The following is a 13,063-nucleotide window of genomic DNA, read 5'->3' on the forward strand; positions in this document are numbered from 1 at the left end:
GGGTCAGCCGACAGGTGTGAGGTGTTCGAGGGCGCGGAGGATGCCGTCGACTTGTTCCTTGGCGTCGCCGAAGAGCATGTGGGTGTTGTCGCGGAAGAAGAGCGGGTTCTGGACGCCGGCGTACCCGGTGGCCATGGAGCGTTTGAACACGATGACCTGCCGGGCGTTCCAGACCTCCAGGACGGGCATGCCGGCGATGGGGCTCGCGGGGTCCTCTTCGGCGGCCGGGTTGACGATGTCGTTGGCGCCGATCACCAGGACCACGTCGGTGGCGCCGAAGTCGTCGTTGATCTCGTCCATCTCCAGCACCAGGTCGTAGGGCACCTTTGCCTCGGCGAGCAGGACGTTCATGTGGCCGGGGAGGCGGCCGGCGACCGGGTGGATGCCGAACCTGACCTGGGCGCCGAGGTCGCGCAGCCGCGCGGTCAGCGCGGCGACGGGGGCCTGTGCCTGGGCGACGGCCATGCCGTAGCCGGGAATGATGATCACCGAGGAGGCCGCGGTGAGCGCCTCGGCGGCCTCCGCGGCGGTGATCTCCCGGTGCCGGCCGTGGTCGGCGCCGGACGCGGCGGGCGCCTCGAGGCCGAACCCGCCGGCGATGACCGACAGGAACGAGCGGTTCATCGCCCTGCACATGATGGCCGACAGGTAGGCGCCCGAGGAGCCCACCAGCGCGCCCACGATGATCAGGAGGTCGTTGCCGAGCAGGAACCCGGACGCCGCGGCCGCCCAGCCGGAGTAGCTGTTCAGCATGGAGACCACCACCGGCATGTCGCCGCCACCGATGGAGGCGACCAGATGCCAGCCGAGCAGCAGCGCCACCGCGGTGACCGCGATGAGCTCCCACAGCCGGGGCTCGACGACGAAGGCGACCGTGAGCGCGGAGAACACGACGAGCGCCGCGGCGTTGAGCAGGTTCTTGCCCGGCAGCATCAGCGGCGCGGACTTCAACCTGCCCGACAGCTTGCCGTAGGCCACGACCGAGCCGGTGAAGGTGACGCCGCCGATGAGGACGCCGATGAAGACCTCGGCGCTGTGGATGCCGAGCATGCCCTCGCGGGCGAGCGCCGCCGCCTCCGTCCCCCCGGGGTGGTGCTCGACGTGCAGGTAGCCGCTCCAGCCGACCAGGACCGCGGCCAGCCCGACGAAGCTGTGCAGCAGCGCGATTAGCTCGGGCATCGCGGTCATCTCCACCGACCTGGCCCGCTGCAGGCCGATCAGCGCGCCGACCGCGATCGCGGCCACGAGCAGCCCGAACGCGGGGAGGTCGATGCCGTCGTCGACGGTGAGGGCGATGGTGGCGACGAGCGCCACGGCCATGCCGAGCATGCCGTAGGCGTTGCCCAGCCGCGCGGATTCGTGCCGGGAGAGCCCGGCCAGCGCGCGGATGAAGAACAGCGCCGCGACGATGTACGCCGCGGTCGCCGCGGTTGCGACCGTCATTGCCTAGCTCCTGATGAACATGGCGAGCATGCGGCGGGTGACCGCGAATCCGCCGAAGACGTTGATGCTCGCGAGCAGGATCGCCGCGAGTGAGAGGACGCTGATCGCGGCGCTTCCCGTGCCGATCTGCACCAGTGCTCCGACCACGATGATCCCGGAGATCGCGTTGGTCACCGACATCAGCGGGGTGTGCAGTGCGTGGTGCACGTTCCCGATCACGTAGTAGCCGATCACGATGGCCAGCGCGAACACGGTCAGGTGCACCTGCAGCGCCGCCGGCGAGACCGCGATCAGGCCGAACATCCCGGCGGCCGCGATGGCGGCGCCGACCCGGCGCAGCCCGGGGCTCGCCCTGCCGACCGGGTCGTCCGCCTCGGTCTCCCGCGGCGCCGGCCGGACGGCCGCCGGGGCCGCCGACACGGGCACCGGTGGCGGCGGCCAGGTGAGCTCCCCCTCGCGGACGACGGTCATCGAGCGCTGCACGACGTCGTCGAAGTCCAGGACGAGTTCGCCGTCCCGCTGCGGGGTCATCAGCTGGATCAGGTTGACCAGGTTGGTGCCGTACATCTGGGACGCCTGGGCGGGCAGCCGCCCGGCCAGGTCGGTGTAGCCGAGGATGATCACGCCGTTCCCGGTGACGACCCGCTCGCCGGGAACCGTCCCCTCGACGTTGCCGCCGTTGGCCGCGGCCATGTCGACGATCACCGAACCCGGCCGCATCGCCGCCACCATCTCGGCGGTGATCAGCTTCGGCGCGGGCCGGCCGGGAATGAGCGCGGTGGTGACGACGATGTCGACGTCACGGCACTGCTCGGCGTACAGCGCGGCCGCGCGGATGTTGTAGTCGTCCGGCATCTCCCTGGCGTACCCGGTACCCGGGGTGTCGTGCGGCTCGGCCTCGGCGACGGCGAGGTAGTCGCCGCCGAGCGAGCGCACCTGGTCGGCGACCTCCGGCCGCGGGTCGGTGGCCCGGACGATCGCGCCCAGGCTGCCGGCCGCGCCGATCGCCGCGAGCCCGGCGACGCCGGCCCCCGCGACCAGCACCTTCGCCGGCGGCACCTTGCCCGCCGCGGTCACCTGGCCCGTGAAGAACCGGCCGAACTCGTGCGCGGCCTCGATCACCGCCCGGTATCCGGCGATATTGGCCATCGAGGAGAGCACGTCGAACGACTGCGCCCGGGAGATCCGCGGCACCGCGTCCAGGGACAGCGCCGTGATGGGGCGCTGGGCGAGGTCCTCCACCAGGTCCGGTCTGAAGCGGGGGCTCAGCAGGCCGATCAGCGTGGCGCCCGGTCGCAGGGCGTCCAGCCGCTCGGGTGAGGGCGGGGCGACGCCCAGCACCACGTCCGCGGCCTCCGCGTCGCCGATGGCGGCGCCCGCGGCCTCGTACCGGTCATCGGCGAAGCCGGCGCCCGCTCCGGCACCGGACTCGACGACCACCTCGTACCCGAGCTTCTGCAGCCGGGTGACGGTGTCCGGCGTCACCGCCACCCGCCGCTCGCCGGGCGCATCCTCCTTGAGAATTCCAACGATCATGACAACCACCTCATATCTCCCGCGCATCAGCGCCGTGAGCGCGCGGTACGGGGCATCGCGCCTGGTTGCCGGGGTGCCTGCACGCCGGTCCGGACGTGGACGAGCGGACGGCCGCCAAGTATCTCGGCATCAAGGTAATTCTGCCGCGAGCGGGACCGCTTCCGCTATGTACTGTGTGCCAGTCTTGGCCGCGAAAGTTGGGCACTTGCGTACCGTCCTGAAAGTGCCGTCCCGCGGGACACGAAGTCCGCGGCCCGAGATCTCCTTCGCCCGGCTCAGCCGTCCGACCTGGACACAGATCACCTGGTGAGGCTTCCGGGGTGCCGCGGGCGGTTAGGTATGCCGTTATGGGCGACGGGGAGATGGTGCCTGGGGCGGCGGCGTCCGAGCCCGGCGCCTCCGCGTCCGGGGCGCGGGGGCGTGCCGCGTTGACGGTGGGTGCGCTGGGTGTCGTCTATGGGGACATCGGCACCAGCCCGTTGTACTCCCTGCAGACGGTGTTCTCGATCGACCATGGAGCGGTCCGTCCGACCAGCGGTGACGTCTACGGCGCGATCTCGCTGGTGTTCTGGACGATCACGCTGATCGTGTCGGTGAAGTACGTGACGCTGATCCTGCGGGCCGACAACGACGGCGAGGGCGGCGTGATGGCGCTCGCGGCACTGGTGCGCCGGGTGCTCGGCGGCGCGCGGGGAGGGGCGGCCCTGGTGATGGCGCTGGGCGTGTTCGGCGCCTCGCTGTTCTACGGCGACAGCGTGATCACCCCGGCGATCTCGGTGCTGTCGGCGGTGGAGGGCCTGCAGGTGAGCAGCCCGGAGCTGGCACACGTGGTGGTGCCGGTCGCCGCGACGATCCTGGCGTTCCTGTTCGTCGTGCAGAGCTGGGGCACGCACCGGGTGGCGAGCCTGTTCGGGCCCGTCATGCTGCTGTGGTTCGCCGCGCTGGCGGCGGGAGGACTGATTCAGCTGGTCGATCGGCCCGGCATCGTGCGGGGCCTGTCGCCGACGTACGCCGCCGCGTTCATCGCCGACCGTCCCTACACCGCGTTCATCGCGATGGGAGCGGTGGTCCTGGTGATCACCGGGGCCGAAGCGCTGTACGCCGACATGGGACACTTCGGCAAAGGGCCCATCCGCCGTGCCTGGTTCGCCGTCGTGTTCCCGGCCCTGACCCTGAACTATCTCGGTCAGGGCGCGCTGATCCTGGATGATCCCCGCAACACCCAGAACCCGTTCTTCCTGTTGTTCCCCGGCTGGGCACGGCTGCCGATGGTGGTGCTGGCCACCGCCGCGACGGTGATCGCCTCGCAGGCGGTGATCTCCGGTGCGTTCTCGGTGTCGCGCCAAGCGGTCCGGCTCGGATACCTGCCGCACCTGCGCGTCCGCCACACCTCGCCGCGCGAGGCCGGGCAGGTGTACGTACCCGCAGTCAACTGGATCCTGTTCGCGGGCGTGCTGATCCTGATGCTGGGCTTCCGCTCGTCCCAACGGCTGGCGACCGCCTACGGCATGGCCGTCACCGGCACCTTCCTGATCACCACCACGCTGTTCCTGGTCGTCGCGCGGGTCGCCTGGCGCTGGGCGGCCTGGAAGCTCATCGTGACCGCGCTCGTGCTCGGCGGCGCGGAGATCACCTACTTCTCGGCGAACCTCACCAAGGTGACCCACGGCGGCTGGCTGCCGCTGCTGATCGGGATCTCGGTGTTCACGGTGATGACGACCTGGGAGCGCGGGCGCGAGATCGTCACCGCACGCCGTGCCGCCAAAGAGGGACCGTTGCCGGAGTTCATCGAGAAGCTGCACCGGGACGGGGTCCAGCGCGTGCCAGGCACCGCGGTCTTCCCCCACCAGGGCAAGACGACGACCCCGATCGCGTTGCGCGCCAACTACGAGCACAACCACGTCGTCCACGAGCATGTGGTGATCGTCTCGATGGTGTCCGAGGACGTCCCCTACATCCCTGCCGCGCAGCAGCTCAGCATCGACGATCTCGGCTATCGCGACGACGGCATCGTCCATGTCTGCGTCCGGCACGGTTTCCAAGACCCGCAGGATCTGCCCGCCGCTCTGCGCCGAGCCGCCCTGCTCCCCGGCGCCGAACTGCGCTTCGATCCAGACCACGCCTCCTACTTCCTGTCCAAGGTGACGCTGGGGCTGACCCAGGCACCCGGCATGCGGCGGTGGCGCAAGCGACTGTTCCTGGTACTGGCCCGCAACGCCGCCAATCCCGCCGGCTACTTCCGCCTGCCCGAAACGCGCACGGTCATCATGGGTTCCCAGGTCGACATCTGACCGCGCCCGAGTACCCCTCCGATGGATGCATCGGCGACCCGGTCCGGGCGCGGAGTAGCCGTGCGTGATCTGGGCGCGGTGACGGACGTGCTAGCGGAGGCTTTCATTCCGAACGCCCGAAGGCGCCCGGCGGGGGGCCGGGCGCCTTCGGGGGTGGTGGGTCTGGGGTTGGGGCTACTTCTTGGCGTAGTCGGGGTAGCCGTAGCCGACGATCTGGGAGGTGTCGCGGGTCTTCTTCTGGACCTCGTTGTTGCTGTTGCCCTCGATGGTCTTCACGGTGCCGTCGCCGTTGTCCTTCACCACAAGGCCGACGTGGTCGATGCCGCCGATGGAGCCGTTGGAGCCGTTCTTCCAGTCGAAGAAGACCACGGCGCCGGGCTTGGGCTTGTCGCCCCAGCGGTCGGTCTTCTTGAACCAGGTGGCGTGCTGGACGGTGTAGGCGTCCCAGCCCATGTTCTTCACGCCGGTCTGGGCGCCGAGCCAGGACACGAACATGTCGCACCACTGGGCGCCGTTGTAGGCCTTGACCGAGAACCCGCCGTCGCGCTGGGCGGTGGCCTTGGCGTGCGGGGTGGAGACGTACCAGTCGTGGAACTTGGTCTGGCCGGCCTTGCCCTCGCTGATGCCGACCTGCTTCTCGGCCAGCTTGATGACCTGGGATGCCTGCACCGCGCCCGGCGCGACCTTGTAGCCGGCCTTCTTGGCCTCGGCTGTGGTCATCGCCGCGTTCTTGGAGGTGGTGCTGTTGGAGGTCGTGCTCTGCTCGGCGACCGCGGCGGCGGCCTGGGCGGGGGTCTCGGCCGCGGCGCTGCCGCCGGCCAGGGGGTTGAGGACGGCGAGTCCGACGGCTCCGGCCAGGACCGCACCGGCGGCGACGCCGACGGCCTTGTCCTCGGAGGAGAACCGGGTGAGCGAAAGACGATCGAAACGACCGGTCATGCAGGGAATCTCCTTGTCTTCCATGACGCCTACCGGGTTAGCTGACGGATTCGGGCATGGAAGCAGCCCTACGGCGCGACCGTTCGGCGCGCCGATTCACCCCTGGAACACTGGGTCCCCGGCTCCGTCCGGCCGCATCGACCGGGACGGACTCGGCCTCGCACCGCATGGCGCGGCGCAGACTTTTACGGATGTATCTCAGCGACTGATCTCGGTGAGGGTGCGCGCGTCACATGGCGCGCATCGCGTGCGGATACCGCTCCGCGATCCTCGGCCGCACATCGCACGGCCGGCGGCAACGCATGGGGCGCGCTGCAAGATTCGGATAGAAGGTAAGCAACCTTCACAAGAAAAGCAAACCAAGCACAAACCTCGTTTATGCCCGCATCATGCCCTTCCAAGGATTCACCAACAGCGTCACGGCGCCGGGTGTTCCCGATCTTTCCCCGACCACCCCCCATGTGAGCTCCGCACGTGTGTCGACAGTGGTTGACGCGTGTCAAAAGTCGCCGCTAGCTTGTGGGTTGTCACGTTCGTCACACTTTGCGGGCAGGAGCTTCCGTGCCGCCTCCGACCACCGCCGTGATCGGCGCCGGTATCAGCGGGCTGACCACCGGCAAGATGCTCGGCGACTACGGCGTGCCGTACGTGTGCTTCGAGACCTCCGACCGGATCGGAGGCAACTGGGCGTTCGGCAACCCCAACGGGCACAGCAGCGCGTACCGCTCGCTGCACATCGACACGTCCAAGGAGCGGCTGTCCTTCAAGGACTTCCCGATGGACAGGTCGTATCCGGACTTCCCGCACCACAGCCAGATCAAGGCGTACCTCGAGGACTACGCCGCGGCGTTCGACCTCAAGCGGAACATCGAGTTCGAGAACGGTGTGGTGCGTGCGCGGCGCCTCGACGGCGGCGGCTGGGAGCTGGACGCGCAGTCCGGGGAGACGACCAGGTTCGATTTCCTGGTCGTCGCCAACGGCCACCACTGGGACCCGCGGTTTCCGGACTTCCCGGGCGAGTTCACGGGCGAGTCCCTCCACTCCCACGCCTACATCGATCCGCGGACGCCGCTCGAACTGTCCGGCACGCGGATCCTCGTCGTGGGCATCGGCAACAGCGCGGCCGACATCGCCGTGGAGGTCTCGTCCAAGGCACTGGGCAACCAGGTCACCCTGTCCACCCGGTCCAGCGCCTGGATCGTGCCGAAGTACCTCGCCGGACGGCCGGCGGACGAGCTCTTCCAGACCGTCCCCCACGTCCCGCTGTCCTGGCAGCGGAAGATCGCCCAGCTGGGCCAGCCGCTGATCTCGGGCCGGCCGGAGCGGTACGGGCTGCCGAAGCCGAACCATCAGTTCCTGGAGGCGCACCCGACCCAGTCGGTGGAGCTGCCCCTGCGGCTCGGCTCCGGCGACGTGACGGCGAAGGGCGACATCTCCCGGCTCGACGGGCGCACCGTGCACTTCCAGGACGGCACGTCCGAGGAGTTCGACGTCGTCATCTACGCGACGGGCTACAACATCACCTTCCCGTTCTTCGACGAGGACTTCGTCAGCGCGCGCGAGAACCACATCCGGCTCTACAAGCGGATCTTCAAGCCGGGCATCGACGACCTGGCCTTTGTCGGCTTCGCCCAGTCCACGCCCACGTTGTTCCCGTTCGTCGAGTGCCAGGCCCGGCTGGTCGCGGCGTACTGCGCCGGTCACTACCGGCCTCCGCCGGCCGCGGAGATGGAGGCGGTGATCACCACCGACGAGCAGCGGTTCACCGCGCACATGGTGCAGTCGGCGCGCCACACCCAGCAGGTGGACTATTTCGTCTACGAGCACGAGCTGCGCACGAAGGAACTGCCGCGCGGACGGCGCCGCGCGGCCAGGTTCGGGGCGCCGGCCCTGGCGGGACGGGTCTGATGGCCGCCGCGGAACGGGCGGACGGGCTGGACCGCAGGCCACCGGGCCGCGGGGACCAGCGGCGTGAGGCACTGCTGGCCTCGTTGAAGGAGCACCTGCGGGAGAGCGGCCTGGAGGCGATCAACATCGCCGACATCGCCCGCCGCGCGGGCGTGTCCCGGTCGGCCTTCTACTTCTACTTCGAGAACAAGGTGCACGCCGTGGCGTCGCTGGCCGGGGAGCTGTACGACGACATCCGGCCCGCCGCGGAAGTGCTCGTGGGCCGTGAGGGCAGCCCGCAGTGGCGGATCGAGACCGTGATCCGCCGCCTCTTCGAGGCGGTGGACGAGCACCGCCACATCTATCGGGCCGTGCTGGAGACGCGCGCGGTCAGCGAAACGGTCAGAAGTCTGTGGGGAGCGGACCGGCAGTCGTTCGTGGAGCCGGTGGCGAGCATGATCCGGGCCGAGCGCGAGGCCGGCAACGCCCCGGACGGGGTCGGCGCCACCGCACTGGCCACCGTGCTGCTCGACCTCAACGACCGTGCGCTGGAGCATGTCGTCCTCGGCGGCCCGCTCTCCAGGGAACAGCACATCCGCGCGCTGACGACGGTCTGGCTGCGCACGATCTACGGCACCGTCCCCCCTGACGCCGCAGGCGCCGCACCCGAGGAGTCACCCGGTGACCTTTGAGACGATCGGCTTCGGTTCGAGCGGTGTCGAGTGCCGCGGCTGGCACTTCCGGGCCCTGCACGACGACCTCGCCACCGAGAAGGGACGGCCGTGCGCGGTGATGGCGCACGGTCTGGCCGGCACCATGGACTCCGGGCTGGAGCCCTTCGCGACGGCGCTGGCCCGGGCGGGTCTCGATGTACTCGCGTTCGACTACCGCGGCTTCGGGCTCAGCTCCGGCACCCCGCGCCAGATCGTCTCCCCGCGCCGCCAGCAGGAGGACTACCGGGCCGCACTGGCGGCCGCCGCCGGACTGCCCGGCGTCGACCCCGGCCGGCTGGTGCTGTGGGGGGTTTCGCTCGCGGGCGGCCACGTGCTGTCGGTGGCCGCGGGCCGTGCGGACGTGGCCGCGGTCGTGGCCCTGACGCCCCTGGTGGACGGGGCCGCGGCCGGCCGGCTCGCACTGTCCGGCCATCCGAAGTCGCAGCTGCTGGGGACCACCGCGCTCGGCCTGCGCGCCTACGCGGCCCGCGCGGTGGGCGCGGAGGAGGTGATGATGCCGGTGGTCGGAAGGCCGGGCTCCAGGGCGGCGCTCACGCTCGAAGGGGTCCAGGAGAGCTACCTGGCCATCGCCGGGCCGAGCTGGCGCAATCGGATCGGCGCCGCGATCACCGTCGAACTCGGCTCGTACCGTCCGATCAAGGACGCCGCGGGAGTCGCGTGCCCCGTGCTGTTCCAGATCGCCGACTTCGACCGGAGCGCACCGCCGTACGCCGCTGTCAAGGCCGCGGTGAAGGCCCGCGCCGAGGTCCGGCACTACCCGTGCGACCACTTCGACGTCTACCAGGGCGCGGACTGGCACGCCGCCGCCGTCTCCCACCAGGTGCACTTCCTGACCCGGCACCTTGGTCCGAGAAAGTCGGCGGAGGTGCCTGCAGTAATGTCGGAAGAGCCGGAGATCCGCGACATCCAGCGTCGAGGCTGACTCGCCCTACCGGCTTCACCCCCGAGAGGGGACCGACTTGCCGAACGAGAACGACTTAAACCATTCCGGCGCCGCAACGGCGTCGCCGACCCCGGATACCGGCCTGAGCCTCGGTGTCCTGGCGCACACGGCCAAGGAGAACGAGCGCCGGCAGCCGATACATCCGCTGCATCTCCGGCGGATCGACCCCCGGCTGCGGTCGCGCATCTACCTCGAACAAGGCTACGGCGAGAGCTTCGGCATTCCGGACGAGGACCTCGCCCCGCAGGTCGCCGGGCTCCTCCCCCGCGACCGGCTCATCGCCCGCTGCGACGTCGTCCTGCTGCTCAAACCGCTGCCCCACGACCTCAAGGAACTGCGCCCGGGCCAGGTCCTGTGGGGCTGGCCGCACTGCGTCCAGGACCGGGAACTCACCCAGGCCGCCATCGACGGGCGGCTCACCCTGATCGCGTTCGAGGCGATGAACCACTGGGCGGCGGACGGCGGGTTCAACCTGCACGTCTTCCACAAGAACAACGAGCTCGCCGGGTACTGCTCCGTGCTGCACGCGCTCGCCCTCACCGGATCCACCGGCGCCTACGGCCGGCGGCGCCGCGCCGCCGTCATCAGCTTCGGTGCCACCGCGCGCGGCGCGGTCACGGCGCTCAACGCCCATGGAGTCCACGACGTCCACGTCCTGACCCACCGCGGAGTCAGCGCCGTCGGCTCGCCCATCCACTCCGCTCAGATCGTCCACTTCGACCGCGACCCCGAGAACCCCACCCGGACCCTCGTCCCCACCGACGACGGCCCGGTCGCGGCGGCCGCCTTCCTCGCCCGGAACGACATCGTGGTCAACTGCGTCCTGCAGGACACCGGCGCCCCGCTGATGTTCGCCATGAACGACGACCTGCCGCTCTTCTCCCCCGGCACCCTCGTCGTCGACGTCTCCTGCGACGCGGGAATGGGCTTCGAATGGGCCCGCCCGACCACCTTCACCGACCCCATGTACACCGTCGGCGACAACATCCACCACTACGGCGTCGACCACAGCCCCTCCTACCTGTGGGACTCGGCGACCTGGGAGATCAGCCAGGCGCTGATACCGCACCTGTCGACCGTCCTGAAGGGCCCCGCCGCCTGGGACGCCGACAAGACCGTCCACCGGGCCATCGAGATCCGCGACGGCGTCGTCCAGAACCCCGCCGTCCTGGCGTTCCAGCACCGCTCTCCCGACTACCCGCACCCGACCGGCCGGGACTGAAGGCGGCTGGGTCGCGTCAGGGCCGGGCAGGCGGGCGGCGGTCAGCCGGGGATGCGGAGGGCGAGGAGCGCGACGTCGTCCTCGCCGCTCGGCTCTATGCGCTCCAGGAGCTGGTCGCACAGGTCGGGCAGGGGAAGCTGGGCCAGGTGGGAGCCGTGGCGGCGGAGGCTGGTGAGGCGGTCGGCCAGGTCGGTGTCGTGGGTCTCGATGAGGCCGTCGGTGTAGAGCAGCAGTGTGGACAGCGGCGGGAGGATGCGGGCGCCGTCGGGGCGGATCCCGGTGAGGTCGGGGTCGCCGAGGAGCATTCCGTGCTCTTCCAGGAAATGCGTGCCGCCGTCGCCGGTGATCAGGAGCGGCGGTGGATGGCCGGCGTTGCACCAGCGCAGCCGCCACCGTCCGCCGGGGGCCTCTTCGACGCGGCCGAACACACCGGTGGCCAGGTCGGCGTCGCTGACGGCGGCCATGACGCCGTCCAGGCGCGCCAGCACGGCGCTGGGCGGCGCGGCCATGTCCCAGGCCAGGGCCCGGAGCATGTTGCGCACCTGGGCCATGCGGGCCGCGGCCTGCAGGTCGTGGCCCACGATGTCGCCGATGACCACTCCGATGGCGCCGTCGGGCAGGGTGAAGGCGTCGTACCAGTCGCCGCCGATCCAGCTGACCCGGGCCGCGGGGACGTACCGGGCCTCCAGCCGCAACTCGCCCGGCTGCGGCAGCGGGGTGAGGAGGTTGCGCTGCATCGCCTCGGCGGTGTTGCGCTGCTCGGCGTACAGGCGCGCGTTGGCCAGGACCAGGCCGGTGCGGCGCGCGACGTCCTCGACGACGAGCCGGTCGTCCGGCCCGTAGCCGTGCCCCGGGCGGGAGTAGCCCAGCGTCAGCGCGCCGTAGGTCTCGCCCCGGGCGGCCAGGGGGGCGATGATCGCGCTCTGGGCGTCCATGACCTGGAAGAGTTCGCGCTGGGCGGCGTCCAGCGGTTCGTCGGAACGCACGTCGGCCGCACCGCCGACCACGACGGCCGTGCCGCCGCGCAGCACCTGGGCCAGCGGTCCCCGCGGTGCGCGCGGGAGCGGCGGCAGCGGCCCCTCGAGCCGGGCGATGTCGGCGGCGGAGAGTTCGTGGTGCGTCGCGGCCACCCGCTCGACACGGCCGTCGCGGACCAGCAGATCGACCTCGGCCCAGTCCCCCAGCGCGGGCACCACGAGCCGGACCAGCCGCCGCAGCGCCTCCTGCTCGTTCAGCGTGGACGACAGCACCGTCGTGATCTCGGCGACCAGCCGCAGCCGGGAGATGGCCCGCCGCACCCGCCCCCTCTGCTCGCGCCGCTCGCGCTCGGCCTCGATCCGGTCGGCGGCGTCCTGGAAGACGATGACCAGCCCGGCCACCGCCCCGTCCGCGGGTCCGGTCCGGCCCGGGTGCGCGGTGGAGATCGGCGCGGACGACCAGGAGCACGTCACCAGCCGCCCGTCCCGGTGGGCGAACCGCTGGCCGTCCCCGTGGTCGGGGGCGCCGGTGCGCAGCCCGCGCAGGAAGCGGCAGTCCCGTTCGGGCGGGACGCGCCCGTCGGCGTCCCGGTGCAGAAGCCCGTGCATCGGCCTGCCCAGCACCTCGTCGCGGGTGTAGCCGAGCAGTTCCCGGGCCCGGGGGTTCCACGCCGTGATCAGGCCGCGCTCATCGGTGGCCAGAACCCCCGAGTTCATCGCCTCCACCAAACGGTCATGAGTGGCGCTCGGCCGATCGTTCACCTGCCCGGTCATGCTCATCCCCTCGATCGGACACCGGACCCATTCCCCTCGGCACACCCCGGACACTCCACGCGCGAGCCGTCCACCGGAGGGGCGAGCGCGTAGACTCATCGTGACGAGGGTCTTCTCGATGCGGGCGGCCAAGCCTGCATCCCCTGGTTTCTCTCAAACCGGGCGCTCCAGCCCAGACAGGTCCGGCGCCATGACGCCGCAACGTGTCGATGCCCGTCGGCGCACACCACCGGGCCGAAGCGACCCGCGGCACCCTGGCGCTCGCACGCACCGACACCGGGTCGCGTCCAGTGCGGACCTGCGGACCGCGGCCTCAG

The 13,063-nt window shown here is 70.8% G+C and carries 9 protein-coding genes and 1 riboswitch; of the genes, 5 read left to right on the forward strand and 4 right to left on the reverse strand.

Going from position 1 to position 13,063, the window contains the following annotated elements:
- Positions 1-3 precede the first annotated feature (3 nt).
- Both pntB and ABZ806_RS22715 read right to left on the reverse strand, forming a co-directional pair.
- Entirely contained in the window at positions 4-1,443 is a 1,440-nt protein-coding gene (gene pntB / locus ABZ806_RS22710; RefSeq protein ID WP_500219350.1) for a Re/Si-specific NAD(P)(+) transhydrogenase subunit beta, read from the reverse strand.
- Between the two features lie 3 nt (positions 1,444-1,446).
- Complete coding sequence (locus ABZ806_RS22715) at positions 1,447-2,979, reverse strand: Re/Si-specific NAD(P)(+) transhydrogenase subunit alpha (protein ID WP_500219351.1); 1,533 nt, start codon at positions 2,977-2,979, stop codon at positions 1,447-1,449.
- A 347-nt stretch (positions 2,980-3,326) separates the two neighbouring features.
- On the opposite strand from ABZ806_RS22715, the gene ABZ806_RS22720 reads away from it, so the two are divergent.
- Entirely contained in the window at positions 3,327-5,270 is a 1,944-nt protein-coding gene (locus tag ABZ806_RS22720; RefSeq protein ID WP_500219352.1) for a potassium transporter Kup, read from the forward strand.
- A 174-nt stretch (positions 5,271-5,444) separates the two neighbouring features.
- Here the strand turns inward: ABZ806_RS22720 and ABZ806_RS22725 are convergent, their stop codons facing one another.
- Positions 5,445-6,209, reverse strand: coding sequence for a CHAP domain-containing protein (locus ABZ806_RS22725; RefSeq protein ID WP_500219353.1), 765 nt, complete (start codon positions 6,207-6,209; stop codon positions 5,445-5,447).
- Positions 6,210-6,220: 11 nt separating this feature from the next.
- A riboswitch (cyclic di-AMP (ydaO/yuaA leader) is annotated at positions 6,221-6,377 on the reverse strand.
- Positions 6,378-6,770: 393 nt separating this feature from the next.
- Between ABZ806_RS22725 and ABZ806_RS22730 the strand changes: the two genes are divergently transcribed.
- Genes ABZ806_RS22730 through ABZ806_RS22745 form a run of 4 tightly spaced genes read left to right on the forward strand, consistent with a single transcriptional unit; the run spans position 6,771 to position 10,995 of the window.
- Positions 6,771-8,117, forward strand: a complete 1,347-nt coding sequence (locus ABZ806_RS22730) for a flavin-containing monooxygenase (protein ID WP_500219354.1) — start codon at positions 6,771-6,773, stop codon at positions 8,115-8,117.
- Positions 8,117-8,788 (forward strand): TetR/AcrR family transcriptional regulator, encoded by a 672-nt coding sequence (locus tag ABZ806_RS22735; protein WP_500219355.1) that lies wholly within the window; start codon positions 8,117-8,119, stop codon positions 8,786-8,788. Before ABZ806_RS22730 ends, ABZ806_RS22735 begins: the two co-directional genes overlap by 1 nt.
- A complete protein-coding gene (locus ABZ806_RS22740) occupies positions 8,778-9,752 on the forward strand; it encodes an alpha/beta hydrolase (protein WP_500219356.1) in 975 nt (324 codons plus the stop codon). The genes ABZ806_RS22735 and ABZ806_RS22740 overlap by 11 nt, the downstream gene beginning before the upstream one ends.
- Before the next feature lie 37 nt (positions 9,753-9,789).
- Positions 9,790-10,995 (forward strand): N(5)-(carboxyethyl)ornithine synthase, encoded by a 1,206-nt coding sequence (locus tag ABZ806_RS22745; protein WP_500219357.1) that lies wholly within the window; start codon positions 9,790-9,792, stop codon positions 10,993-10,995.
- Between the two features lie 41 nt (positions 10,996-11,036).
- Here the strand turns inward: ABZ806_RS22745 and ABZ806_RS22750 are convergent, their stop codons facing one another.
- A complete protein-coding gene (locus ABZ806_RS22750; RefSeq protein WP_500219358.1) occupies positions 11,037-12,845 on the reverse strand; it encodes a PP2C family protein-serine/threonine phosphatase in 1,809 nt (602 codons plus the stop codon).
- Positions 12,846-13,063 lie beyond the last annotated feature (218 nt).

The sequence above is a fragment of the Spirillospora sp. NPDC047418 genome, assembly GCF_040643275.1.
In the GTDB taxonomy this organism is placed as follows: domain Bacteria; phylum Actinomycetota; class Actinomycetes; order Streptosporangiales; family Streptosporangiaceae; genus Spirillospora.